26 protein-coding genes and 1 tRNA gene are annotated in these 24,513 nt (G+C 71.6%); 13 read left to right on the forward strand and 14 right to left on the reverse strand.

The annotated features are described in order from the left end of the window. Positions 1–27 precede the first annotated feature (27 nt). Positions 28–1,140: an SRPBCC family protein gene (locus ACIHAD_RS19435; protein ID WP_397355865.1), complete on the forward strand. Its 1,113-nt coding sequence runs from the start codon at positions 28–30 to the stop codon at positions 1,138–1,140. Here ACIHAD_RS19435 and ACIHAD_RS19440 read toward each other — a convergent pair. Continuing rightward, entirely contained in the window at positions 1,110–1,664 is a 555-nt protein-coding gene (locus ACIHAD_RS19440) for a DUF1707 domain-containing protein (protein WP_397355866.1), read from the reverse strand. The two genes, ACIHAD_RS19435 and ACIHAD_RS19440, sit on opposite strands and share 31 nt — an antisense overlap. A gap of 180 nt (positions 1,665–1,844) precedes the next feature. On the opposite strand from ACIHAD_RS19440, the gene ACIHAD_RS19445 reads away from it, so the two are divergent. Together ACIHAD_RS19445 and ACIHAD_RS19450 are read left to right on the forward strand one after the other, a co-directional pair. Then, positions 1,845–2,777, forward strand: a complete 933-nt coding sequence (locus ACIHAD_RS19445) for an anti-sigma factor RsbA family regulatory protein (RefSeq protein WP_397355867.1) — start codon at positions 1,845–1,847, stop codon at positions 2,775–2,777. Positions 2,778–2,787: 10 nt separating this feature from the next. Continuing rightward, positions 2,788–3,927, forward strand: a complete 1,140-nt coding sequence (locus tag ACIHAD_RS19450) for a low temperature requirement protein A (protein ID WP_397355868.1) — start codon at positions 2,788–2,790, stop codon at positions 3,925–3,927. Here ACIHAD_RS19450 and ACIHAD_RS19455 read toward each other — a convergent pair. Further along, entirely contained in the window at positions 3,924–4,898 is a 975-nt protein-coding gene (locus ACIHAD_RS19455; protein ID WP_397355869.1) for an aldo/keto reductase, read from the reverse strand. The genes ACIHAD_RS19450 and ACIHAD_RS19455 overlap by 4 nt on opposite strands. Beyond that, entirely contained in the window at positions 4,895–5,245 is a 351-nt protein-coding gene (locus ACIHAD_RS19460; RefSeq protein ID WP_397355870.1) for a MerR family transcriptional regulator, read from the reverse strand. The genes ACIHAD_RS19455 and ACIHAD_RS19460 overlap by 4 nt, the downstream gene beginning before the upstream one ends. A gap of 214 nt (positions 5,246–5,459) precedes the next feature. Here ACIHAD_RS19460 and ACIHAD_RS19465 point away from each other — a divergent pair, with 214 nt between their 5' ends. The 7 genes from ACIHAD_RS19465 to ACIHAD_RS19495 all read left to right on the forward strand — a co-directional run bounded on the left by ACIHAD_RS19465 (position 5,460) and on the right by ACIHAD_RS19495 (position 10,891). After that, complete coding sequence (locus ACIHAD_RS19465; protein WP_397355871.1) at positions 5,460–6,077, forward strand: DUF998 domain-containing protein; 618 nt, start codon at positions 5,460–5,462, stop codon at positions 6,075–6,077. Between the two features lie 110 nt (positions 6,078–6,187). Next, on the forward strand, positions 6,188–6,646 hold the full coding sequence (locus ACIHAD_RS19470; RefSeq protein ID WP_397355872.1) for a universal stress protein: 459 nt from the start codon (positions 6,188–6,190) through the stop codon (positions 6,644–6,646). Positions 6,647–6,753: 107 nt separating this feature from the next. Beyond that, positions 6,754–8,001 carry an APC family permease gene (locus ACIHAD_RS19475; RefSeq protein ID WP_397355873.1) on the forward strand — a complete coding sequence of 416 codons (1,248 nt, stop codon included), beginning with the start codon at positions 6,754–6,756 and terminating at the stop codon, positions 7,999–8,001. Between the two features lie 194 nt (positions 8,002–8,195). After that, complete coding sequence (locus tag ACIHAD_RS19480; RefSeq protein WP_397355874.1) at positions 8,196–8,597, forward strand: TrmH family RNA methyltransferase; 402 nt, start codon at positions 8,196–8,198, stop codon at positions 8,595–8,597. A gap of 453 nt (positions 8,598–9,050) precedes the next feature. Continuing rightward, positions 9,051–10,028, forward strand: coding sequence for a phosphotriesterase (locus ACIHAD_RS19485; protein WP_397355875.1), 978 nt, complete (start codon positions 9,051–9,053; stop codon positions 10,026–10,028). 53 nt (positions 10,029–10,081) lie between these two features. Continuing rightward, positions 10,082–10,468 (forward strand): STAS domain-containing protein, encoded by a 387-nt coding sequence (locus ACIHAD_RS19490; protein ID WP_352327166.1) that lies wholly within the window; start codon positions 10,082–10,084, stop codon positions 10,466–10,468. 9 nt (positions 10,469–10,477) lie between these two features. After that, positions 10,478–10,891, forward strand: coding sequence for a hypothetical protein (locus tag ACIHAD_RS19495; RefSeq protein WP_397355876.1), 414 nt, complete (start codon positions 10,478–10,480; stop codon positions 10,889–10,891). 450 nt (positions 10,892–11,341) lie between these two features. Here ACIHAD_RS19495 and ACIHAD_RS19500 read toward each other — a convergent pair whose 3' ends face one another. From ACIHAD_RS19500 to ACIHAD_RS19530, 7 genes are all read right to left on the reverse strand, one after another. Beyond that, the gene (locus tag ACIHAD_RS19500) at positions 11,342–12,490 is read right to left on the reverse strand and encodes a hypothetical protein (RefSeq protein WP_397355877.1); all 1,149 of its coding nucleotides are present in this window, start codon (positions 12,488–12,490) and stop codon (positions 11,342–11,344) included. 274 nt (positions 12,491–12,764) lie between these two features. Beyond that, entirely contained in the window at positions 12,765–15,263 is a 2,499-nt protein-coding gene (locus ACIHAD_RS19505; RefSeq protein ID WP_397355878.1) for a Tex family protein, read from the reverse strand. A 53-nt stretch (positions 15,264–15,316) separates the two neighbouring features. Continuing rightward, positions 15,317–15,712 carry a hypothetical protein gene (locus ACIHAD_RS19510; protein WP_397355879.1) on the reverse strand — a complete coding sequence of 132 codons (396 nt, stop codon included), beginning with the start codon at positions 15,710–15,712 and terminating at the stop codon, positions 15,317–15,319. A gap of 83 nt (positions 15,713–15,795) precedes the next feature. Continuing rightward, entirely contained in the window at positions 15,796–16,020 is a 225-nt protein-coding gene (locus ACIHAD_RS19515) for a hypothetical protein (RefSeq protein ID WP_397355880.1), read from the reverse strand. 10 nt (positions 16,021–16,030) lie between these two features. Continuing rightward, positions 16,031–16,465: an RpiB/LacA/LacB family sugar-phosphate isomerase gene (locus ACIHAD_RS19520; protein ID WP_397355881.1), complete on the reverse strand. Its 435-nt coding sequence runs from the start codon at positions 16,463–16,465 to the stop codon at positions 16,031–16,033. Between the two features lie 25 nt (positions 16,466–16,490). Next, positions 16,491–16,563, reverse strand: a tRNA-Met gene (locus ACIHAD_RS19525). 124 nt (positions 16,564–16,687) lie between these two features. Next, the gene (locus ACIHAD_RS19530) at positions 16,688–17,149 is read right to left on the reverse strand and encodes a MarR family winged helix-turn-helix transcriptional regulator (protein ID WP_397355882.1); all 462 of its coding nucleotides are present in this window, start codon (positions 17,147–17,149) and stop codon (positions 16,688–16,690) included. Positions 17,150–17,222: 73 nt separating this feature from the next. Between ACIHAD_RS19530 and ACIHAD_RS19535 the strand changes: the two genes are divergently transcribed. Beyond that, positions 17,223–18,629, forward strand: a complete 1,407-nt coding sequence (locus ACIHAD_RS19535) for an MFS transporter (protein ID WP_397355883.1) — start codon at positions 17,223–17,225, stop codon at positions 18,627–18,629. On the opposite strand, the gene ACIHAD_RS19540 is transcribed toward ACIHAD_RS19535, so the two are convergent. Together ACIHAD_RS19540 and ACIHAD_RS19545 are read right to left on the reverse strand one after the other, a co-directional pair. Continuing rightward, a complete protein-coding gene (locus ACIHAD_RS19540; RefSeq protein ID WP_352328721.1) occupies positions 18,607–18,963 on the reverse strand; it encodes a DUF742 domain-containing protein in 357 nt (118 codons plus the stop codon). The genes ACIHAD_RS19535 and ACIHAD_RS19540 overlap by 23 nt on opposite strands. Further along, on the reverse strand, positions 18,956–20,800 hold the full coding sequence (locus ACIHAD_RS19545; RefSeq protein WP_397355884.1) for a nitrate- and nitrite sensing domain-containing protein: 1,845 nt from the start codon (positions 20,798–20,800) through the stop codon (positions 18,956–18,958). The genes ACIHAD_RS19540 and ACIHAD_RS19545 overlap by 8 nt, the downstream gene beginning before the upstream one ends. 208 nt (positions 20,801–21,008) lie before the next feature. Between ACIHAD_RS19545 and ACIHAD_RS19550 the strand changes: the two genes are divergently transcribed. Continuing rightward, positions 21,009–22,568 (forward strand): ABC transporter substrate-binding protein, encoded by a 1,560-nt coding sequence (locus ACIHAD_RS19550; protein WP_397355885.1) that lies wholly within the window; start codon positions 21,009–21,011, stop codon positions 22,566–22,568. Here ACIHAD_RS19550 and ACIHAD_RS19555 read toward each other — a convergent pair. After that, positions 22,544–22,726, reverse strand: a complete 183-nt coding sequence (locus ACIHAD_RS19555) for a hypothetical protein (RefSeq protein ID WP_357699477.1) — start codon at positions 22,724–22,726, stop codon at positions 22,544–22,546. The two genes, ACIHAD_RS19550 and ACIHAD_RS19555, sit on opposite strands and share 25 nt — an antisense overlap. Before the next feature lie 20 nt (positions 22,727–22,746). Here ACIHAD_RS19555 and ACIHAD_RS19560 point away from each other — a divergent pair, with 20 nt between their 5' ends. After that, positions 22,747–23,370, forward strand: coding sequence for a hypothetical protein (locus tag ACIHAD_RS19560; protein WP_397355908.1), 624 nt, complete (start codon positions 22,747–22,749; stop codon positions 23,368–23,370). Here ACIHAD_RS19560 and ACIHAD_RS19565 read toward each other — a convergent pair. Further along, the gene (locus ACIHAD_RS19565; RefSeq protein ID WP_397355886.1) at positions 23,339–24,445 is read right to left on the reverse strand and encodes an MFS transporter; all 1,107 of its coding nucleotides are present in this window, start codon (positions 24,443–24,445) and stop codon (positions 23,339–23,341) included. The genes ACIHAD_RS19560 and ACIHAD_RS19565 overlap by 32 nt on opposite strands. Positions 24,446–24,513: the final 68 nt, after the last annotated feature.

Raw genomic sequence — 24,513 nt, forward strand, 5'->3', positions numbered from 1 at the left:
TGCGTATTACGCAACAAGGGGTGTCGGTTGACCACCACGTCCAGCCTGATCTCCACGCTTCCCGGCCGCTCCTACACCGATCCCGACCTGTTCGCCGAGGAACAGGCCAAGATCTTCGAGACCATGTGGTTCTGCGCCGTACGGGCCGGTGACCTGCCGAGACCCGGCGCGTTCCGGACCGTCCAGGTGGGCGGGGAGAGCGTGATCGTGGTCCGCGGGCGCGACGGGCTGCTGCGCGCCTTCCTCAACGTCTGCCGCCACCGCGGCGCGCGGCTGTGCATGGAGGAGCGGGGCGAGGTCAGAAGGACGATCAGGTGCGCCTACCACGCCTGGTCCTACGACCTGGACGGCCGGCTCGCCGCCGCCCCAAACCTGGCGAAGATGCCCGACATCGACCGCGTCGAGTACGGCCTGGTCCCCGTGGCCCTGCGCGAATGGCTCGGGTACGCCTGGTTGTGCCTGGCCGACGAGCCGCCCTCCTTCGAGGACACCGTCACGTACGCGGCCACCGAGCGCCTCGGCGACCCCGCCGCCATCGAGAACTACCACGTCGACCGGCTCGCCCTGGGCCGCCGCGTCGTCTACGACGTCAAGGCCAACTGGAAGCTCGTCGTCGAGAACTTCATGGAGTGCTACCACTGCGCCACCATCCACCCCGAGCTGGTGGCCGTGCTGCCCGAGTTCGCCGGCGGGTACGCCGCCCAGTACTACGTGGGCCACGGCGCCGAGTTCGCCCCGCGCGTCGAGGGCTTCACCGTGGACGGCGGCGCGGGCTTCGGCCGGCTCCCCGACGTGGCGCCGGAGCAGGACCGCCGCTACTATGCGATCACCGTCAAGCCGCAGGTGTTCGTCAACCTGGTGCCCGACCACGTGATCCTGCACCGGATGTTCCCCATGGCCGCCGACCGCACGGTCGTCGAGTGCGACTGGCTCTACCACCCGGATGTGGTGGCCTCCGGGGCCGACCTGTCGCCGTCGGTCGAGCTGTTCCACCGGGTCAACGAGCAGGACTTCGACGCCTGCGAGCGGACCCAGCTCGGGATGGGGTCACGCGCCTACCGGGCGGGCGGCGTGCTGGTGCCGAGCGAGCACCACATCTCGGCCTTCCATCAGTGGGTGAACCAGCGCCTGCGCGGATAGCGCACCCGCAGGCCGCCGTACTTGGCCTGGCCGGTGACCACCAGGTAGAGGACGCCGGGCCGCCGCCTGCCGGGCACGTCGGTGACGACGGTCTGCCCCCAGTCGGTGCGGAAGGCGTCCACGTTCACGACGGCGCCCTCGGGGACGATGATCTTGGCGGAGCCGTACGTGAGGTCGAGTTCGAGGTCGACGACCGGGTGGGGGATGACGGCCTGGGACAGGTCGAGCTCGACGCCGCCGTACTTGGAGGAGATCCGCAGCCGCCGGGGGACGGCCCAGTCGCCCGAACGGCGCACATGGCCGCTCTTGGACTCCAGGTCGACCACGTCGTCGGCCGGGGCCGTCTCGGCGGGCAGATCGGTGATCAGGCCGAGCAGGTCGCCGTAGGTCTTGGAGGTGAACGCCAGCTCAAGCCGGTCTTCGAGCTCGGGACGCGTCAGGCGGCCTTCGGCGAAGGCCTGCTGGAGCTGCCCTGCCGTGCGCTCGCGGTCCTCATCGGAGACCCGCATCTGCATTTCCGACATGTCCCGAGCATAGGTTCGCGGCGGTCAGAACGGGAGGCGTCGCCCCGAAGGGGTTCGCAGATCGAGGTGGGAGTACCGGCGCCCCCGGAGGGGCCTGCGCACCAGCTGAAGTCTCTTCACACCCGATAAATACCCATTTGATTGCCTAGGAGTCCTCATGCGGAGGTACCGTGATGCCTGATGTCGGTGGACCTCTTCGTACATCCGGCCCTCTTCTACCGAGGTGACCCGGAATATGTGGCTGCCACCACGGATTTCGTGCGCGAGGGGCTGGCCGCCGGCGAGCCCGTGGCGGTGGCCGTACCCGCCGTGAACCTGGCCAAGATCGAGGCCGGGCTCGGCGCGGACGCGGCCCGGGTGACCCTGCTCGACATGGGCGTGGCGGGCCGCAACCCGGGGCGCATCATCCCCGGCGTGCTGCGGACCGTGGCCGACCGGCATCCCGGCGAGCACGTGCGGATCATCGGCGAGCCGATCTGGCCCGGCCGCTCGGCGACCGAGTACCCCGCCTGCGCCCAGCACGAGGCGCTGATCAACCTGTCGTTCGCGGGCCGGCGCGTCACGATCCTGTGCCCGTACGACCTGGAGGGGCTGACGCCCGAGGTGCTGCGCGAGGCCGAGCGCACCCACCCCGTGCTGCGCGACGCCGCCGGCGAGCGGGCCAGCCTCCGCTACGCGCCCGACCTGGTCGTCGCGCGGCACAACCGGCCCTTCGACGAGCCGGCGGCGTGCGTCTCGCTGCGTTTCGACCGCGCCAACCTGTCCGCGGCCCGCAACCTGGCGGGCGAGCGGGCCGGCGCGGCGGGCTTCGGGGACGACCGGCTCGACGACATCCGCCTCGTGGCGGCCGAACTCGGCGCCAACAGCCTCGACTACGGCGGCGGCTCCGGACTGATCAGGCTCTGGACCGAGGACGCGCGGCTGGTCTGCGAGGTCGCCGACGGCGGTCACATCACCGATCCGCTGGCCGGGCGCGTCCCCGTCGAGGCGCAGCGCTCCGGCTCGCGCGGCCTGCTCATCGTCAACCTGCTCAGTGACCTCGTACGCGTCCACAGCCGCCCCGGCGCGACCGCGGTCCGCGCCTACTTCGACCTGCCGGCCGCCCTGGTGTAGACATCGGAGGATGATCCGGCTCCGGCCCATGCGGGCACGCGACGCGGGCGAGTCCCATCGCACCGCCACCAACCTCGAACTCTTCTTCGACCTGTGCTTCGTCGTCGCGGTCTCGTTCGCCGGCTCCCAGCTCCACCACGCGCTCAGCGAAGGGCACCTGGCCGAGGGCGTCCTCGGCTACCTGACCACGTTCTTCGCCATCTGGTGGGCGTGGATGAACTACACCTGGTTCGCCTCCGCCTACGACAACGACGACTGGCTGTTCCGGCTGACCACGCTCGTGCAGATGTCGGGCGTGCTGGTGCTGGCCGCCGGGGTGCCCAGGGCGTTCCAGGAGCACGACTTCCGCCTGGTCTACGCCGGATACCTGATCATGCGCCTGGCCATGGCCGCCCACTGGCTGCGGGCGGCCTCCGGCGACCGTCCGGGACGGCGTACGGCCGTGCGGTACGCCACCGGCATCTGCGTCGCGCAGGCCGGCTGGATCCTGCTGCTGGTCGCGCCGGGGGAGTGGTACCTGGCGGCGTTCGCGCTCGGCGTGGCGCTGGAGCTCGCGGTTCCCGTATGGGCCGAGCGCGGCAGCCCGACCGCCTGGCACCCGCACCACATCGCCGAGCGGTACGGCCTGTTCACGATCATCATGATGGGCGAGAACGTGCTGGCCGCCACGGTCGCCTTCCAGGGCGAGGCGCGCGACGGCGGCCTGCGGCCCGAGCTGATCGTCGTGGCCCTGGGGGCGCTGGTGATCGCGTTCGCCATGTGGTGGCTCTACTTCGACCCGCCGACCGCCGAGATCCTCGACTCCACCAGGCACGCCCTGCTGTGGGGGTACGGCCACTACGCCATCTTCGCGGCCGTCGGGGCGTTCAGCGCCGGGGTCGAGGTGGGCATCGACTCCATGTCGGGCACGGCCCACCTGTCCGGCACGGGCGCGGCGCTGGCCGTGTCGGTGCCCGTCGCGGTGTTCCTGCTCATGGTCTGGCTGCTGCACGTGCGGCCCCACGGCTACGGCCCGGCCGACAGCGCGGCCTTCCTGGGCGCGGCCGTGCTGGTGCTGCTGTCGGCGCTGACGCCGGCGCCGATCCCGCTGACGGCCGTCGTCCTGGTCGCGCTGGTGGTCGTGACCGGGAGGACCAGGCGCGGGGCCTAACGCTCGACCTCCGACATGTTCGGGTAGCGGGTGCCCCGGACGGCGTCCGCCGGCACGGCCCCGGCCAGCGCGTCGAGCTGTTCGGCGGTCAGCGTGATGTCGGCCGCGGCGGCGTTCTCCTCCAGGTACCTCAGCCGCTTCGTCCCGGGGATCGGCACGACGTCGTCGCCCTGGGCGAGCAGCCAGGCCAGCGAGAGCTGGGCGGGGGTGATCCCGGCCGCGTCGGCGATCTCGCGCACCCGCTCGACCAGGCGGGCGTTGTGCTCGGCGTTCTCACCGGACATGCGGGGCATGTGCTTGCGGAAGTCGTCGTCGGGGAGCTGGTCGGCGCTCGGCAGCGCGCCGCCGAGCAGGCCGCGGCTGATCGGCGAGTACGCCACCAGCGCGGTGCCCACCTGCCTGGCCGCGGGCAGGATCTCGGCCTCCAGCCCCCGCGTGAACAGCGAGTACTCGCTCTGCAGCGCGGCGATCTGATGGACGGCGGCGGCCCTGCGCAGCGTGTCCGCGCTCACCTCCGACAGCCCGAGGTGGCCCACCTTGCCCTGCTCGACCAGCTCGGCCATGGCGCCGACCGACTCCTCGATCGGCACGTCGGGGTTGCGGCGGTGCATGTAGTAGACGTCGATGTGGTCGACGCCGAGCCGCCGCAGCGAGGCGTCGCAGGCCGCCCTGATGTACTCGGGGCTGTTCTCGACCGTACGGGCGCCGTCCTCGCGGTTGATGCCGAACTTGGTCGCCAGCACGACCTCGTCGCGGCGGCCTTCGATGGCCCGGCCGACCAGCTCCTCGTTGTGGCCTCGTCCGTACATGTCGGCTGTGTCCAGAAAATTTATGCCAAGGTCGAGGGCGCGGTGGATGACCGCTGTCGACTCCTTCTCGTCACCCTGGCCGTAGAACTCTGACATGCCCATGCAACCCAGGCCCAGGGCCGACAGCAGCGGGCCGCCGGTCCCCAGAACACGCTTGTTCATACCCGTCCCTGGTAAATGTCGATCTTGTGGTCGAGGACCTTGATGTCCTTGCTCAGCTCGGCGATCCTGGCCTGAACGCGCTCACGGTGCAGCTCCAGCATGGCCAGGCGCTCGGCGGAGGTGTGCTCGCCCATACGGCGCAGCTCCGCGTAACGGCACATGTCGGCGATGGGCATGCCGGTCGTCCTGAGCTTGGTGAGGAAGTCCAGCCACTGGAGATCCTCATCCGCGTAGTCCCGGTGCCCGCTGAGATTGCGGCCGACCGAGTGGATGAGCCCGATGCGCTCGTAGTAGCGCAAGGTGTGGGCGCTGAGGCCCGAACGCTGGGCGGCCTCTTGGATCGTCATGTATCCAGGTTCACCCTTGGAGTGCACTCAAAGTCAAATCGGGGTGGCGCCGGCTGTAGCCACCCTGAGGGGGCAGACCCTACCCAGGGTCATCTTCCCGCAGGTCGGGAGCCCGACCCTGACCCTCCGCGACCAAGGTATTAGGGGATGAGTCAGGGCACGCTGGGGCTCATCTCCGATGTTGGTAAAGGCCGCGTTCCGCGAGCTTTAAGGCATGAAGGGATTGCTTGTCAGCGGATTCACGGCGATCGGCACCGGCACCGGCGCCATGCTCACCTTGCACGCCGAAGCGGGCCTCGACCCGTTGCACAGCGTGATCAGCGAGTACGCCTTCCAGGCGTCCGGATGGCTGCTGCCGGCCTCGCTGACGCTGTTCGCCGTGGGGTCCGGGCTGATCGCCGAGGCACTGCGCCGCTCCGGCGCGAACCGCTGGGTCGTCGCGCTGCTGCTGGCGTGGGGGGCGAGCATGTTCCTGATCGGGGCGTTCCCGACCGACCGTCCCGGGGTGCCGCTCTCGTTGTCCGGAGGCATCCACCGGTACGCCGCCTTCGCCGCCTTCCTGGTGATGCCCGCCGCGGGGTTCCTGCTGGCCAAGGCCAGGATCCGGTACGCCACGGCGATGCGCGTGCTGAGCGGCGTGGCACTCGGGGCGCTGCTGCTGGTCGTGGTCCCGTACGTGGTGCGCATGTTCGGCATCCCCTTGAGCAACGACGACATCCCGGCGGGCCTGACGCAGCGGGTCGTGGTCGCGACCGAGGTCGGGGTGCTGGCGCTGGCGGGCCTGTCGATGCTCAGGCCGGCGGCGCGGCGGGTGTCGGCCGTGCTGGCATGACGCCGGACCGGTACGAAAGGGGTGGGATGATCTTCCCGCCCCTTTTCGCGTGAGAACGGTCCGCTCCTGGAAAGAGGAGAGGCACTGACCTCGGGCAAGGAGCTGCGAACATGACCATTTTGATCGCCTACGACGGTTCGGACGACGCCAAGGCCGCCATCGCGTTCGCCGGACGGGCCGTGCAGGACAGGTCCGCCGTCGTGCTGACCGTGTGGGAGCGGCTGGCGATGACCTCGGCCCGCGCCTCGGCCGGGCTCATGATGACCCTCGACAACACCGCGGCCGAGGACGAGGCGATCGGCCAGGCGATGACCGAGCTGGCCGGACACGGCGCCGAGCTGGCCCGCGAGGCCGGATTCGACGCCACGCCGCGGTGTGACCTGGACTCGGTGGCGGTGTGGTCCACCATCGTGGACGTGGCCGACGAGATCGACGCCACCCTCATCGTCACCGGCACGCGGGGACTGGGAGGGGTGCGATCGCTGCTGCTCGGCAGCACCTCGGACCGCGTCCTGCACCACGCCCGCCGTCCCGTGCTGGTGGTCCCGGGCCTCGAGGCGACCTCCTGACGGACCCGGCTCCGGGAATGTCGGGGGCGTGCGGCAGAGTGGGGGCCCTCGGGATCCCCTGACCGGCGACCCCGGACGAGGGGCATCGGTCCAGGGGAAGGGGCGGCATGGCTGACGGCCTGGCGCGGCGGCTGGGCACCGGCGACGCGGTCGTGGTCGGGTTGAGCGCGATGATCGGCGCGGGCGTGTTCGCCGCCTTCGCCCCGGCCGCCGCGGCCGCGGGAAGCCGGCTGCTCGCCGCCCTCGCGCTCGCCGCCGTCGTCGCCTACTGCAACGCCACGTCCTCGGCCCGCCTGGCCGCCCTCTACCCCGAGTCCGGCGGCACCTACGTCTACGGCAGGCGGCGGCTCGGCCCGCTGTGGGGCTATCTGGCGGGCTGGGGCTTCACCGTCGGCAAGACGGCCTCGTGCGCCGCGATGGCGCTCACCTTCGGCTCGTACGCCGCCCCCGGCGCGGCCCGGCCCCTGGCCGTCGCGGCCGTCGTCGCGATCACCCTGCTCAACCTCTACGGCGTCCAGCGCTCGGCCGCGGTCGCCCGGGTGATCGTCGTGCTCGTGCTGGCCGTGCTGGCGGCGGTGATCGTCGCCGGGCTGACGGGGGAGCGGTCACCCGGGGCGCCGGAGGCCGGCCTGTCCGGGGGCGGCCTGTGGGGGGTGCTTCAGGGCGCCGGGCTGCTGTTCTTCGCCTTCGCCGGATACGCCAGGATCGCCACGCTGGGGGAGGAGGTGCGCGATCCGGCCCGTGCCATCCCGCGGGCGATCGGCATCGCCCTGGGCGTCACGCTCGTCGTCTACACGCTGGTGGCGGTGGCCGCCCTGCGCACGCTCGGGGCGTCCGGGCTGGCCGGGGCCCCGGCGCCGCTGGCCGACGTCGCGCGCCGGGCCGGGGCGGAGTGGCTGGTCCCGGTCGTGGGGGTTGGGGCGGCGGTGGCCTCGCTCGGGGCGCTGCTCGCGCTGCTGCTCGGCGTCTCCCGTACCGTGCTGGCGATGGCCAGGGAGCGCGACCTGCCGGGCGTGCTGGCCGCCGTCGATCCGGAGCGCCGGGTCCCGCGCCGGGCCGAGGCGGCGGTCGGGGCCGCGGTGGTCGTGCTGCTGCTGGTGGCCGACCTGCGCGGCGCGATCGGGTTCTCCTCGTTCGGGGTGCTGGTCTACTACGCGATCGCCAACGCCTGCGCGCTGACCCTCTCGCGGGCCGAGGGCGCCCCGGTCAAGGCCGTGCCGGTGCTCGGGCTGGTCCTGTGCCTGGTGCTGGCGTTCACGCTGCCGCTCGCGTCCGTGCTCGCGGGGGTGGCGGTCTTCGCCGTGGGGCTGGTCACGTGGGCCGTACGGCATCGCGCGAGCGGCTCACGGGCGTAGAGTGGGCGTGATTCCTCTCGACGATGGCCCGGGCGTGCCGACGAAAGCGCCCTCCTCGTGAACGTCCGCGTAAGGAACCTCCGCCCGGCCGCATGAGCGGCATCCGGGTGCGTACCCCCAGAGAACTCCGGGCCCAGCGGCGGCGCAGGCGGCCCCGATGCCTCGGTCACCTCACCGTCGCCCCCCTGTGGCCCATGCACGGCGTCAACCTCGGCACCCTGCTGCGCACCTGCGACGCGGCCGGCGCCTGCATGGCCGTGCCGCGCCTGCCCTGGGTCCCCGAGGCGCTGGCCAGAGGGAACACGCTGCGGGCCGGGGCGTGCGTGCACTTCGTGAACCCGCTGCCCTGGCTGGCCTCCCGGCGCGACCGCGTGCTGGGCGTCGAGCTGGCCGAGAACGCCATCAGGCTGGCCGATCTGCCCATGGCCCGCGAGCCCACCGTCGTCGTGCTCGGCCACGAGGCCACCGGCATCCCCGGTGAGGCGCTGGACCTGCTCGACGCCGTGGTCGAGATCCCGATGATCGGCACCGGGGCGAGCCTCAACGTGGCGGTGGCCGGGTCGCTGGTGCTCTACAAGCTCGCCGGACTCGCTTGAGGACATGACGTTCAACACGGGCACGAGGCGGCCCTTCAGGCGGTGTCGGAGCGCAACTGGTTCTTCCGGCTCTCCCGCTACCAGGACGCCCTGCTCGACCTCGCCGACATCAGCGTCTCGCGGTCGGCGGCGCCCGCGGCTGGGGCATCCCCGTGCCGGGGATCCCACCACAGGTCGTGTACGTGTGGTGGGACGCCTCTCGCCGACTACGTCTCCGCCCTGGAGGGCGCGAACCACGAGCGCTGGTGCCGCCGACCCGGTGGCGCTGGTGAACGCGGTGCGGTGGTGGCGGGGGAGCGGCCGGAGCCGTTGTTCCCGGGCCTGACCCGGTGAATACCGACATGTACGGACACGTCGGCCCCGGCGCGGACGTGCTGAGCCGGGGATGGTTGACGGTGCCGTAGGGGCGGCCTACGTTGGGCGCACTCACTGACCAGTTGGTATGGTGGTCCCATGCCCACCGTCGAGACCGTCCGCGGTCCGATCGACGTCGAGGAGCTCGGCCAGACGTTGATGCACGAGCACGTCTTCGTCGTGGCCGCCGAGCACGTGGACAATTACGGCAAAGGCGCCTGGTGGGACGAGGAGTTCCGGGTCGCCGACGCGATCACCAAGCTCAACGCGGTGGCGGCCAAGGGCGTGCGGACGATCGTCGACCCGACGGTGTGGGGCCTGGGCCGCCACATCCCGCGCATCCAGCGCGTGGCCGCCGGGGTGCCCGGACTCAACATCGTCGTCGCCACCGGGCTCTACGCCTTCGAGGAACTGCCCCACCAGTACGAGCACCGCGGCCCCGGCCTGTTCCTCGACGTCCCGGACCCGATGATCGACGACTTCGTCCGGGACCTCACCGAGGGCATCGCCGACACCGGGGTCAAGGCGGCACTGCTCAAGTGCGTGGTCGAGCACAAGGGCCTGACGCCCGGCGTCGAGCGCATCTGCCGGGCCGTCGCGCGGGCCCACGTACGGACCGGGGCGCCGATCACCGTACACACGAACGCCTTCACCCAGAGCGGACTGCTCGCGCTCGACCTGTTCGCCAAGGAAGGGGTGAACCTGCAGAAGGTGGTCATCGGGCACGCGGGCGACAGCAACGACCTCGACTACCTGATGCGCCTGGCCGACACCGGCGCGACGCTGGGGATGGACCGGTTCGGTCTCGACGCCTACAACCCGACCGAGCAGCGCGTGGCCACGGTCGCGGCCCTGTGCCGGCGCGGATACGCCGACCGCATGGTCCTCAGCCACGACACCGCCTGCTTCATGGACTACTTCGGCGGCGCATGGGACGAGGCCAGAAGCACGCTCGCGCCGAACTGGCGCTACGATCACATTCACGACGACGTTTTGGCCGCACTGCTCGGCTCTGGTGTCACCGATGACCAGATTGAGCAGATGCTGGTGTTCAACCCGAGACGCTACTTCTCGTAAAGTGGTCGAGAAGTGACGACAAGCGGGAAAGCAACGCGGGTAGGTGGAGCTGGGTGACTTCGGAGCAGGCCTTGTCGATCAGCCTCGGACTCCAGGGACCCTGCGTCATCGCGCGGCTGACAGGGGATTTCGACTTCGGGTCCGCGGCCGAGGTGCGCGACCGTGTCACCAAGGCGCTCGACCTCACCCAGCCGCCGCTCCTCGTCATCGACATGCAGGCCGTCAGCGTCTGTGACTCCTCCGGCCTGTCCGTTCTGGTCTATCTGCACAAGGCCGTCACCGCCTCCGGCGGCAAGTTGCTGCTGTCCGGTCTGAACGGCCGGTGCAAGCATCTGTTCGCGATCACGGCGCTGGACAAGTTCTTCGACATCCGCAGCACAGCCGAGCTGGCGATCGCCGAACTCAACGAAGCCGGGAACTCGCCGCCGTTCACCGGGTAGTGCCGGTACGTGTCGGCCGCAGAGCCCTATCTGCTCGGCATCCACCTGAAGCAGATCGGAACGAACCCCCTGCTCTCCGCCGCGGACGAGGTCGACCACACCCGCGGGTACACGTTCTCGACGTACGGGATGTGGTGGATCCGCCAGGCCATCGAAGGCGGCATCCACGACAAGAGTCGCACCGTACGCCTGCCCGTCCACGTGGCCGAGCACCGGACCATGAGCGCCGACGTCCAGCGGGTGGTCACGTCGCTGCCGCCGCGCGAGGCGTCCGTCATCAAGCTCCGGTACGGCCTCAGCGGGCTGAAGGCGCAGAGCGAGATCGCGGGCCCGCCTCGAGCCTCACCGCCGGGCCCGGACGGCGAACGGGGGCCGGCTGGTGCTCGGCCCTCGTTTCTCCTCGGGTCTTGGGTCAGGAGGTGACGAGGAGCGCGACCCCGATCAGCACCGCAACCGGGACAAGCCACATGACGGCCTCGACAGCGAACTCCTTGTACATCGCGCAAGTCTCCCTCGAAACGCCCAAGTGGGGCACCGCTAAACGTCACTGCGCAGCATAGCCGCCCCAACCCGCGTCCCGATCCACCCACATCCCCGACGCCCGCCCCCCTCGAAGGCCCAACCCCCGTCACACATCCGCACCAACGCCCGGCCTCGCACCCTTCCCTCAGGGCACAACCGCCCGTCATGCCTGACCGACGGCCGCCGTCCACGGCCTTCCCTGCAGCCGCGCAGCCGTCCGCCGGCTGTTCGCGGCGGCCGGGCCTCACCCAGGTGGGAGGCCATCACCAGGTCGCCGCCGTCAGTGGCCCAGCCGACGGCCGGGCTCGCCGCGGTCGGGGGGCGTTGCCGGCCCGCATGGGGCGAGCCGCGTCACAGGTGCCGGCGGGCGATACGTTTGCCGAGCCCCGCCAGGGACTCGTCGGCCATCAGGGCGGGCAGGCGCGGCGCATCCACGTCGATCTGGTGCAGTACGGCGGGATGGTCGCCGTTGAAGCGGCTCCACGCCCGCACCACCTCCGGCATCGCGGCCACCGCCGTGTCCGACAGGATGGCCTCCCGCGGCAGCCACGACGTCAGGAACTGGCTCACCCGCGCCGGACTCCACCACAACGGACGCTCACCCACGAACTCCACCAACTTCTCGAACGCCTCCCGCGCCCCCGGCACGTCGGGCAGGTCGTGGAAGCCGGTCATCGTCCCGTCGGGCGCCTGCCGTACGAGCCCCGGCACGGCGAGAGCCCGCGCGATCGCCAGCGGACGGACGGCGGCCAGCGTGTCGGCCACCTGAGCCCCCATGATCCGGTCGCCCAGCTCGAACGCGTCCAGCACCCGCCCGGCCACCACCCCGGGCTCGGCCGGGCCCAGGCCCAGGTCGTCGAGGAACTTGACCTCCTCGACCACGGCGTCCACGGCGAGGCCGCCGTTGGGCTGGTCGATGCCGACGACGAGGATGTGCGGCTCCTTGCCGTTCTCGTACCTGAAGGACAGGACGGCCAAGGTCTGCTCGCCGTACGGGTCGGCCTTGCCGTCCCAGGCTCCTTCGCAAGTCACCTGGCCCATGCGACGTACCCAGCCGGGGAGCCCGAGATCCGCGTCCGTCGTCCCGGGAATCTCCACCCCCAGAATCCGCAGCGGTCCCTCCGCCGCCGGCTGCCGGCCCTCGGACGCCGCGAGAGCAGCCCGGTCCTGGTCCTGCGTGCCGGGAGCGCCTGAGCCCGAGCCCTCCCGATCTTCGCCCGTCCCGTGCTGATCGACCGTCGTGTCGCCCGGCTCGTCATCGGCGTCCGGAAGGGGGTCTGTCCCCGTCCAACCGGGCCTGTCGACCGCGGCCAGGGCGGCGAGGGTGAGGCGCGACTCCGCGCTCCCGTCCTCGGCCAGCTCGAGCAGGAACGGCTCCACCTCATCGGGCTCCAGACCGGCGGTGAGCCGGGCCGCCCAGAGCTCGGTCCGCAGCGGCGAGCGCCAGCGAAGCAGGTCGCGGGCTTGGCTGACGGCCGCGGAAAACGCAGTTGTGCTCACCCTCCGACCGTATCGCCCACCCACCGCCCACCCGGCCCTGCCACCCACCCCCGCCTGGACGCGCTGGGCAGCCCAGCGCGCCCACCTCACCTCCGCTCGGACGTGCCCCGGCCGGCTGGTGTCCGCTGGTGGAGTGGTGCTGTGGTCGGCTTGGCGGGTGGTGAAGTGGTGGGGTGGTGGGTGGGGTGCTGTGGTCGGGGTCGCGGGGTGGTGGGTCAGGCGGTCTGGACGGTGGGCCGGGAATGGTTGACCGGCCCACCGTCCAGTGGCTGGATCAGCGGTTGTCGCCGCCCAGGCCCGCCTTGCGGAGGGCTTCCGCCATCGCGCCCATGGGAGCCGGACGATCCTGGCGGCGCTGGCCGCCGCGCTGACCGTCGCCGCGGCCCTGGCCACGGCCACCGTCGCCACGACCACCCTGACCGCGGCCTCCGTCACGACCGCCACCGCCGCGAGCGCCGTCACCACGGCCACCGTCGCGGCCGCCTTCGCCGCGGGCGGCCGTGCCGTCACGACCGGAGCCGTCACGACCGGAGCCGTCACGAGCGCCGCCGTCGCGGCGGGGTTCGTTGCGGGGGCCGTCCGGGCGGGTGCCGGACTTGCGGGGCGGGCGGCCGTCTGCGGACGGCTGGGTGACCTCGTCCTCCAGGCGGAGGGTCAGCGAGATGCGCTTGCGCGGGATGTCGACGTCGAGGACCTTGACGCGGACGATGTCGCCCGGCTTGACCACGTCGCGCGGGTCCTTGACGAAGGTGCGGGACAGGGCCGACACGTGGACCAGCCCGTCCTGGTGGACGCCGATGTCGACGAACGCGCCGAAGGCGGCCACGTTGGTGACCACGCCCTCCAGGATCATCCCCGCCACCAGGTCGGAGATCTTCTCCACGCCCTCCTTGAAGGCGGCCGTCTTGAACGCCGGACGCGGGTCGCGACCCGGCTTCTCCAGCTCGCGCAGGATGTCGGTGACGGTCGGCAGGCCGAAGGTGTCGTCGGTGAAGTCCTGAGGCCGGATCGTGTGCAGCGCCGCGGTGTTGCCGATCAGCGACTTGAGGTCGGTCTGGACCGAGCCGAGGATGCGCCGGACCACCGGGTACGCCTCCGGGTGCACGCTGGAGGCGTCGAGCGGGTCGTCGCCGCCCGGGATGCGCAGGAAGCCCGCGCACTGCTCGAACGCCTTGGGCCCGAGCCGCGAGACGTCCTTCAACGCCGTGCGGGTGCGGAAGGGCCCGTTGGCGTCGCGGTGGCGCACGATGCCCTCGGCCAGCGTCGCGCCGATGCCCGACACCCGCGTGAGCAGGGGCGCGGACGCCGTGTTGACGTCGACCCCGACCGCGTTGACGCAGTCTTCGACGACGGCGTCGAGCGAGCGGGACAGCTTGGACTCGGCCAGGTCGTGCTGGTATTGGCCGACGCCGATCGACTTGGGGTCGATCTTGACCAGCTCGGCCAGCGGGTCCTGGAGCCGGCGCGCGATGGAGACCGCGCCGCGCAGCGACACGTCGAGGTCGGGCAGCTCCTGAGAGGCGAAGGCCGAGGCCGAGTAGACCGAGGCGCCCGCCTCCGACACCACGATCTTGGTGATCGACGGCATGAGCTTGACCAGGTCGCCGGCCAGCTTGTCGGTCTCGCGCGAGGCGGTGCCGTTGCCGATGGCGATCAGCTCGACGCCGTGCTTCTGGGCCAGCGCGCCGAGCACGGCCAGCGACTGGTCCCACTGGCGCTTGGGCTCGTGGGGGTAGATGGTGGCGGTCTCGACGACCTTGCCCGTGGCGTCGACCACGGCCACCTTCACGCCGGTGCGCAGGCCGGGGTCGAGGCCCATGGTCGCGCGGGTGCCGGCCGGGGCGGCGAGCAGCAGGTCACGCAGGTTGGCGGCGAACACCCGCACCGCTTCGTCCTCGGCCGCCTGCCACAGGCGCATCCGCAGGTCGATGCCGAGATGCACGAGGATGCGGGTGCGCCAGGCCCACCGCACGGTCTCGGCCAGCCACGAGTCGGCCGGACGCCCCTTGTCGGAGATGCCGAACCGGGCGCCGATGCGCAGCTCGTAGTCGGCGGTCTCGTCGGGCTCCAGCGCGACGTTGAGGACCTCCTCCTTCTCGCCCCTGAACATCGCCAGGATGCGGTGGGAGGGCAGCTTGGTGAAGGGCTCGGTGAACTCGAAGTAGTCGGAGAACTTCGCCCCCGCCTCCTGCTTGCCCTCGCGCACCTTCGACACCAGCCGGCCGCGGCTCCACAGCCGTTCGCGCAGGTCGCCGATGAGGTCGGCCTCCTCGGCGAACCGCTCGATCAGGATCGCCCTGGCCCCTTCGAGGGCCGCGCCGGCGTCGGCCACGCCCTCGGTGACGAACTCCGCGGCGACCGTGGCCGGGTGGAGCGTCGGGTCGCCGAGCAGCTTCTCGGCCAGCGGCTCAAGGCCCAGCTCGCGGGCGATCTGCGCCTTGGTGCGCCGCTTGGGCTTGTAGGGCAGGTAGATGTCTTCGAGCCTGGCCTTGGTCTCGGCCGCCATGATCTGCGCGCGCAGCTCGTCGTCGAGCTTGCCCTGGGATTCGATCGACTCCAGGATCGCCGCCCTGCGCTCGTCGAGCTCGCGAAGGTAGCGCAGCCGTTCTTCGAGCGTGCGGAGCTGCGCGTCGTCGAGGGCGCCGGTGACCTCCTTGCGGTAGCGCGCGATGAACGGCACGGTGGCGCCGCCGTCGAGCAGATCGACCGCCGCCTGCACCTGCCCGTCGCGCACGTCGAGCTCTGCCGCGATCCGCTGGTGAATAGAGAGCACTTGCCTGCCTTTCGATGGTCCCGCCGGTCAATTGTGCAGGACTACGCCGTCCTTCATGACCAGAGTGCGCCGAGGGTGAACGACCACGGCCTCTCCGGGGCCGCTCGCGGGCACCACGAGGAGGTCGGCCCGGTCGCCCGGAGCCAGGCCGTAGCCGGGCAGCCCGAGGGCGTGCCGGGGTTGGCGAGCACGCCGTGTCGCGGGAAGGCGACCTGCTGCACGTCGACGGGGGAGCGGGGGACCCAGGGGCCGCCGTGGAGCGTCTTGTCGAGGTGGCAGGGGGCGTCGACGAGACCGGGCAGGAGGAGCCGGCCGGAGACGTCGAGGACGAGGGCTCCGGGCGCGTCGAGGGACGCGCCCACCCGGTGGACGCGGCCGTCGCGGACGAGCGGGCCGGCGGGGAACGCGAGCCCCCGGGGCCGCCCGCCGCGGATCAGCACGTCGGTCATGCCCAGCACCCTAAAGGGCGGCACCGACGATTTCCGTGCCCCCGGGTGTGAGGGTTGTGAGTCGCCGCGGACGGCGGGCGTGGCTAGTCGGGGCGGGTGGCGAAGAGTTCGAGGTGGTGACAGGAACGGCAGCGGTAGGCGTCGATCTCCCACTTGGGACGGCCCATCAGCCGGGCGCCGCCGAAGATCCCGCGCGCCAGCGCCCCTTCGACCCAACGGGCGTACCCCCGGGAGTGCTCGCCCTGGTCCGCGACGAACCCGGGTTCGAGTCCTTCCGCGCCGCAATGCGTGCACCGTAAGTTGTCCATGCCGCAGAGCCTAGATCTCCGCGACGTGCGCCACGTTGGCCACGTCGGCCGGTTCGGTGCTGGGCCGTCCGGCGAACCAGGCGTCGAGGATCTCGCCGAGCACGACGTCGGAGGTCAGGCGGAGGCTGAGGGCCAGCACGTTGGCGTCGTTCCACTTGCGGGCCCCGCCGGCGGTGTAGGCGTCGACGCAGAGCGCGGCCCGCACGCCGGGCACCTTGTTGGCCGCGATCGAGGCGCCCGTGCCCGTCCAGCAGCAGACCACCGCCTGGTCGGCGCGGCCCTCGGCGACGTCTCTGGCCGCCAGCTCGCAGGCCCACGCCCAGTCGTCGCGTTCGCCGTCGTGGAGGGCGCCGTGGGTCAGCACCTCGTGACCCCGCCCGCGCAGCTCGGACACCACGCGCCCGGCCACTCCGTCGTCGCTGTCGGCAGCCACCGAAATCCGCATGAGCCCATCTCTATCAGCAACGCGGTGGCGGGTGCGGGGATCGAACCCGCCTGGAGCGGCTTATGAAACCGCCGGGCACACCAGCGCCCCCACCCGCCTGGAACGAGCCGGGGGCCGCCGATCTCAAAGGCGGGAACCCCCGGACGGGTTCGGTGCGCGCATTCGCCGGATGACCATGGCAGGAGCATGCCGCCCGCGCCGCCGGCCCCGCAACGCGTTTTCTCAGGTGTACCGGGCGCGCATGCGCTCGCAGAGGTCGTCCGACAACTTCGTCATCAGCCTGGACAGCTCGGCCCGCTCCGACTCCGGCCAGTCGGTCAGCGCCTCCTCGAACCACCCGGTGGTGACCCGGCGGCACCTGCCGGCCACCTCGGCCCCCTCCTCGGTGAGCGCGATGCGCCAGGCCCGCCGGTCGTCGGGGTCGCGTACGCGCTCGACCAGCCCGCGCTGCTCCAGAGCCGCGACGTGCCTGGTCACGTGCGGGCTCTCCACCTGCAGCCCTTCGGCGATCACGCCGATCCTGCGCGGCTCGCCCGCGTCCAGCAGGTGGACGATGATCTGCACGTCGGGCCGGTCGAGCCGGATGCCGGCCGCCTCGGTGAGCCACTCGTGGGCCTTGGCGCGGTTGAGCGTGATGACCATCCGGCGGAAGGCCGCCACCGTCTTGTTGAGATCTTCGCCCATCTGTTTGCTTACCTAACTTACGTATGTATCATCGTTGCTCGGTTACTTACCTAAGTTATCTAAAGGAGCCGACATGGCGACAGCCGTCGCATCCGGGACGCGTGGGACGTCGACGCGCAACCCCTGGCCCACCGTGGTCTCACTGGCGTTCGCGGCCTCCATAGCCGCTCTCCAGAACACCGCGGTGGTCCCGTTGCTTCCCGTGCTGCAGCGCGAGCTGCACGCCTCGCTCTCGGCCGTGAGCTGGACGCTCACCATCAGCCTGCTGGTCGCCGCGGTGTCCACGCCGCTGCTGTCGCGCTTCGGCGACATGTACGGCCGGCGCCCGATGATCCTGGGCGCCCTGTCCCTCCTGGTGGTGGGTTCGGTCATGGCGGCGCTGGCCACGTCGCTGCCCTGGCTGATCGCCGCCCGGATCCTCCAGGGAGCGGTGTCCGCGCTGGTGCCGCTGTCGATCGGGGTGGTCCGCGACCTGCTTCCCAGGCAGCAGCTCGCGACCGGCATCGGGGTGCTGAGCGCGACGATGGGGTTCGGCAGCGGCGGCGGCATGATCCTGGCCGGGCTGGCCGCCGGCGACTACCACCTGGTGTTCTGGATCACCGGCGGGATCTCCCTGGTGGCCGTCGTGATTCTGGCCTTCCTCGTGCGGGACGTGGCGCCGGCCGGCAAGGGCCGTCCCGATCTCGCCGGGGCCGCGCTGCTGACCGCCTGGCTGGTCGCGCTGCTGCTGGCGATCAGCGAGGGCGGCTCGTGGGGCTGGACGTCGCCCGGCGTGCTCGGCCTGTTCGCCGCGGCCGCCGTGCTGGCCGTGGTGTGGGTGCTGGTCGAGCGCAGGGTGGCCGAGCCGCTGGTCGAGATGTCGATGCTGGTGCAAAGGGGCACGATCGGCGCGACGGTCTCCTCGATGCTGCTCGGGTTCTCCTTCTTCACGATGCTGACCGGCATGTCGCAGTTCGCCCAGGTGCCGAAGGCGACCGGCTACGGCTTCGGCGCCTCCACCTTGCAGGTCGGGCTCTTCCTGCTGCCGAGCACCCTGTTCATGCTGGTCATCTCGCTGTTCGCGGGGCGGATCATGCGCCGGTTCGCCGCCTCGTTCATGGTGGCGGCGGGCGCGGGGGTGACCGGGCTCGCGGGGGCGTGGCTGGCGTTCGAGCACGGCAGCCCGGCCACCCTGTACGTGGCCTCCTCCCTCATGGGCGTCGGCCTCGGCATCGGTTACGCGGCGCTGGGCACGATGGCCGTCGAGCACGTCGAGCCGTCCAGGACCGCGCTGGCCGCCGGCGTGAACGCGCTGGTGCGCATCGTCGGCGGCAGCGTGGCGGGCGCGGCCATCGCCGCGATCCTGGCCGCGCGGCCCGGCGTCCTGGGCTTCCAGTGGGTGTTCGGCACCGCCGCGGCGGCCGGGCTGGTCGCGGCGGTGTTCGCCGCGGTCTACGGAAGGCTGAACAGCCGGGCCGTCACAGCGCCTTCAGCCCACTGATCACTTCCAGCAGCACCTTGGCGTCCGGCGCGGGCGGCGGCAGCTCGACCTGGACGAGCTGCCGCGCGTGCAGGTCGCCGACCAGCACCCTGACCACGCCGATGGGCAGGTTCAGCTCGGCGGCCACGTCCACCAGCCGGGTGGGTTTGGTGCACTTCTGCATGATGATCAGGTGCTCGGGCCCGAGGCCCACCGGGGGCGTCAGCCCGCCGGCGGTGACGATGACCGCGATGAGGTCGATGGCCTCGCTCGCGGGCACCGTACGGCCCCTGGTCAGCAGGTAGGCCGGGACGATCGGACCGGCGTCCTCGTCCAGCCAGCGCTCGTCACTCACTTGGCACCACCCGCATCACAGGACGGGCGGGCTCCTTCACGTCGGCCTCCGGTTCCGGATCGGCGACGTGCTCAGCCGGGATCAACACGATCGCGGTGGTCCCTCCATATGGTGAACCGCGTAGCGTCACGCGGATGTCATGCCTGGCGGCCAGGCGGGAGACGACGAAAAGCCCCAGCTTGTCGCTGTCGGCCAGGTCGAACTCGGGTGGGCTGGCCAGCCGCTCGTTGAGTTCGGCCAGCTCCTGGGTGCTCAGTCCCAGCCCGCGGTCCTCGACCTCGAAGGCGAAGCCGCGGGCCGTCTCCTCGCCGCGCACGATGACCTGCGTGTGCGGGGGCGAGTAGACGGTCGCGTTCTCGATGAGCTCGGCGACCAGGTGGATCACGTCGCCGACCACCGGCCCGGCCAGGCGCTGGCCGGACATCGGCTCGACGGTGACCCGGCGGTAGTCCTCCACCTCGGCCGTCGCGCCGCGGGCCACGTCCAGCAGCGGCACCGGCTTGCTCCAGCCGCGGCCCGGGGTGGCGCCCGACAGGATGATCAGGCCCTCGGCGTGGCGGCGCATGCGGGTGGTCAGGTGGTCGAGGCGGAACAGGTCGTCCAGGGCCTCGGGGTCGGTGGCGCGGTGCTGCATGTCCTCCAGCTGGATGCGCTGGCGGTGCAGCAGGGCCTGGGAACGCCTGGCGAGGTTGCGGAAGACGTGCCCGACGCCCTCGCTGAGCTGCGCCTGGCCGATCGCGGCCTCGACGGCGGTCTGCTGGACGGTGGAGAAGGCCTGGCCGACGTCGCCGATCTCGACCGTGCTGGTCGCCACCGACAACTCCGGCATCTCGACCCGCTCGCCCTTGCGCAACTTGGCCACCACGTGCGGCAGCCGCTCCTGGGCCACCTCCAGCGCGGCGAGCCTGAGCGCGCCCAGCTCCTTCGACAGCCGGTTGCCCATCCGCAGCGAGAACACGATCGACACGATGACCAGCAGGAAACACGTGCCGGCCAGGATGAACGCCCGCGACAGCACCTGGTCGGCCACCGGGTCGGCGCGCGAGTTGAGCAGCGTGCTGGCCCGCATGAGCGACTCCCCGTACGTCTTGGAGATCGACTCGGTCGTGCTCAGCCAGCCGCGCGGCGGCATGGCGCCGGCGATGATCCGGTCCTCCATCAGCCGCATGCGCTGGTAGGCGGGGGAGGTGACGAGGGAGACCTGGGTGTCGCGCAGGCTCGGGTCCAGCTCGCCGAGCCCCTGGTCGATCAGGAAGCGCCGGTTGCCGACGATCTGGGTGAACTGCCGGCGTTCGGACGGCGTGACGGGCCCCAGGGCGATGGCCTGCTCCCTGGTCAGCAGCTCCTTGGCGTATCCCAGCTCGATGATCACGCGGGACTGCTCGTAGATCGGGATGTCGTCGATGAGCGCGACACGCCGGTGCAGGCCGTAGAGGGAGTCGATCACGGTGTTGTACGCCTCGGAGGCGAGCAGACGGTCGGAAAGGCCGTCGTCGATCTCACCCCGGATCGCGTCGAGCCTGCCGAGCTGCGTGTACACCGCGTCCACCTGCGCACGGATCTCTTCCGATCGGTCCTTGGAGTTGCTGGAGAGCTTTTTGAACGCGTCCCTGGCGGCGTCGGTGCGGGTGCGCTGGTCGGCCACGTCCTTCTGGGAGGCGGCCCGGCGCAGCAGCCTGGCCGAGGAGAGACGCTCGTGCTGGAGCTCGCTGATCAACTTGTACGCCGGATGGCGGAGGTTCGTCCAGAGTGTCTTGTACTGACGCAGCTCCAGGCTCTCGCCGGCGGTGACGGCGGTGATCACGCCCCACAGCACGACCATGGAGGTCAGAGGCACGAGTAGTAGTCCGATGATCTTCATGCGGATCGTCCGGCTACGACCCATGGCACCTCACTCCGGTCGGTCCCCTGCTGGCAACCCCGGACGGGACAAGCCCAGAGGATAGCAATTCGATCACCCAATTGCCCAATTTTTCGGGACTTTTGGACATGTGTCCGTGATCTTGCAGTAGGTTTCCCCCAAATCGGTTACAGAGGGAGATGCGTTGCGCCGTCGTCTCGCAGCGGCCGCCGCGCTGGCGCTCCTGTCGGCCTGTTCGGGCCCTACGGAGGTCGCCCGGCCCCCCGCCGCCGAGTCGGTCTTCGTGTACGCGCAGAACCTGGACGTCATCTCCGACTGGGACCCGGCGACCTCCCACTCCAACGAGCTCATCGCCTTCCAGAACGTCTACGAGACCCTGACCCTCTGGAACCCCTTCACCAAGAAGTCGGCCCCCCGCCTGGCCACCTCCTGGCGCTCGACGCCCGACGGCCGCACCTGGACGTTCACGCTGCGCCAGGGCGCGACCTTCCACACCGGCAGGCCGGTGGACGCCGCGGCGGTCAAGGCGTCGATCGAGCGCACGATGAAGACCGGCACGGGCGCGTCCTACATCTGGGACGCCGTCTCCTCCATCAAGGCCGAGGATCCGAACACGGTCACCTTCGCCCTGAAGTACGCCGTACCGCTGGACCTGGTGGCCTCCTCCGGGTACGCGGCCTACATCTACGACACGCAGGCGGCGCCCGACCTGCGCTCATGGCTCGGCGCGGGCCGGGACGCGGGGTCGGGGCCGTACACGGTGGCGGCCTGGCGTCCGGGCCAGGAGGAGGAGCTCACGCTCAAGGCGTACCTCCAGTACTGGGGCGGATGGGACAAGCCGCACTACAGCGTGGTCAAGTACCGCGTCGTGCCCGACACCGACCGCGCGTGGCGGATGCTGGCGCGCGGCGAGGTGAGCTTCGTGGACCGGCTCAGCCCCCGGCTGTTCGCCAGGGCCGCCATCACGCCGGGGGTGCGCACCAGCGAGCGGGACTCGTACCAGACGGCTCTGCTGCTGTTCAACACCGCGAGCGGTGCCATGAAGGACGTGCGGGTGCGCCGCGCGGTGCAGAAGGCCGTCGACTACCGCGGCCTGGTCCGGGCGCTCAGGGGAGCGGTCGTGCCGGCCAGCGGCGTCGTCCCCGAGGGGCTGACCGGCCACGTCGCGGGCCGCGAACCCCGGCAGGACCTGGCGGGCGCGGCGCGGCTGCTGGGCCGCGCCGGGTACGGGCCCGCGGGCCGGCCGCTGAAACTGAGGCTGACCTACGCGCAGGGCGACCACGACCAGCGGCTGCTGGCCACCAGGCTGGCGGCCGAGCTGAAGCCGCTGAACGTCACGCTCGACGTCCGCGCCATGTCCTGGAACGCCCAGTGGCAGCAGGGCAGGAAAGGCGGCCAGGACATCTTCGTCACCTACTGGTGGCCCGACTACGCCGACGGCTACTCGTGGTTCGGCAACGTCTTCCACAGCGCCGACCCGCCCGTGTTCAACCTGGCCTACCTGCGCGACAGGACCCTGGACGAGCTGCTCGAAGGACTGCCCGAGCTGAGCGTGACCGACAAGGAGGCGGCGCAGGCGGCCTACGGGCAGGCCACCGGACGCGTGCTCGACGTGCGGGCCGCCGCGGCGCTGCCCTGGGTGGTGAGGTACCAGCGGGCCTACCTGGGCGGCGTCCAGGGCTACGACGACAACCCGGCCTACCCCGACGTGGTCTTCGCCTACGAGCTGCGCCCCTCCGGCTGAACCGCCTCCGCCGAGGACGCCTCGACACGCTCACGCAGCCGCGTCCTGATCTCCTCGGGCGTGTACGCCCGCCGCCGGCGCTCGGCGCGCGCGATCACCACCCCCGTCGCCGCGACTCCCGCGATTCCCGCCAGACCGAGCATCTTCCACCAGCGCATGTGCCTAGGCTAGCGATGTGCTGACTCTCGACGAGGCCGTGAAGGTGACCAGAACCGGCGATCTGTGGATCTTCCGCGGGAGGTCCGTGCCCGACCGGGCCATCCAGACGATGACCAACAGCCCGGTCAACCACGTGGGCATGGCGATCGTGATCGAGGACCTGCCGCCCATGATGTGGCACGCCGAGCTGGGCAAGTCGCTGCTCGACCTGTGGGACGGCACCCATCACCGGGGCGTCCAGCTGCACGATCTGCGCGACGCGGTCACCGTCTGGGCCGACCGCTACGGCCAGCGTCCCTGGCTGCGCCAGCTCGAACCGCAGGCCACCCCCGAGATGGAGGACGCCGCGCTGCGCACGGTCGCCCGGCTCGACGGCACGCCGTTCCCGTCCACGGCCCGGCTGGCCGCCCGCTGGGCCAGGGGCCGGATCCCGCGCCGCGCCAGGGACGACCGGACGCTGGAGAGCGCGTACTGCGCGGAGGTCGTGGCCGTCACCTACGAGGAGATGGGCCTGCTGCCCGGCGGACGCCGTCCCAACTGGTACGACCCCGGCAGGTTCTGGAGCGGCGACGACCTGGAGCTGCTGACCGGCCGCCGCCTCGGCCACGAGATCACTGTGGGAGTGGCGCGTACGCGGGCCTGACCCTGGCCAGCGGGATCGTCACCGCGATCAGCGCGGCCACCAGCACGAACCCCAGCCGGTAGCCGGTGTGCCCGAGCACCAGCCCGAACCCCGTCGCGCCCACGCCCATCCCCGCGTCGTAGGCCAGGTTCCACAGGGCGCTGACCCGGGCCGGCTCGCCGCGCTGGAGCATCAGGGTCAGCGTCGCGTTCTGCAGCACCCCGAACCCCGCGCCGAACAGCGCCATCCCGGCCACGACCGGCACCGGCGCGTCCGTCCACGCCTGCAGCGCGGTGCCCGCGGCGGCGGCGAGCAGGCCGGGCACGAGCAGCGTGGCCGGGCCGCGGCGGTCACCGAACCGGCCCGCCCACCAGCGGGCCGTCGGCGTGGCGAGCGACTGGGCGAGCATGGCCGCCGAGGCCAGTGCGGGCGTGCCGGCCAGCGGCAGGAACGTCACCAGCACGCCGACGGAGACCGTGACCGAGGCGAAGACCAGCATCGGCGCGGCCAGGCCGCCGCCCGTGCGCCCGCCCCCGCCGGCCGTGACGGGCCTGGCGGCGGGCAGGCCGGTCACCGCCACGAGCCCGGCCAGGGGCAGCAGCCCGGCGACCACCAGGACGGGCGCGAACCCGAGCACGTCGGCCGCCCACAGGCCCAGCGGCAGGCCGGCGACCGAGGGCACGCCGACGGCCAGGCCGTACAGGCCCAGCCCTTCGCCGCGGCGCTCGGCGGGCACCAGGTCGGCGGTGAGCGCGGTGCCGGTGACCACGAGCACGCCGAGGCCCGCGCCGCGCAGCAGGGACACGGCCAGCACCACGGGCAGCTCCGCCGACAGCGGGAGCAGCAGGGCGGGCAGGCCGAGCAGCAGCAGGCCGAGCGCCATCGCGGCGCGGTAGCCGTGCCGGGACAGCAGCCAGGGGACGGCCAGCTCGGCCAGGACCGTGGACGCCATCATCGCGCCGGTGGCCAGGCCCGCGCCGGTCGCGCCGGAGCCGCCGGTCGCCGCGTACAGGGGGACGGTGGAGAACAACAGGAAGAAACCGAGCATCCCGGTCACCGAGGCGGCCATCATCAGGCCCAACGAACGCGTCATCATGCCTTCGACGATGACGAATCCCGTCCCGGACGGGATCGGGCATGATGCGTAGCCGCCTCTTCATAATG

This window comes from Nonomuraea sp. NPDC052265, assembly GCF_044547985.1.
Taxonomy (GTDB): Bacteria; Actinomycetota; Actinomycetes; order Streptosporangiales; family Streptosporangiaceae; genus Nonomuraea.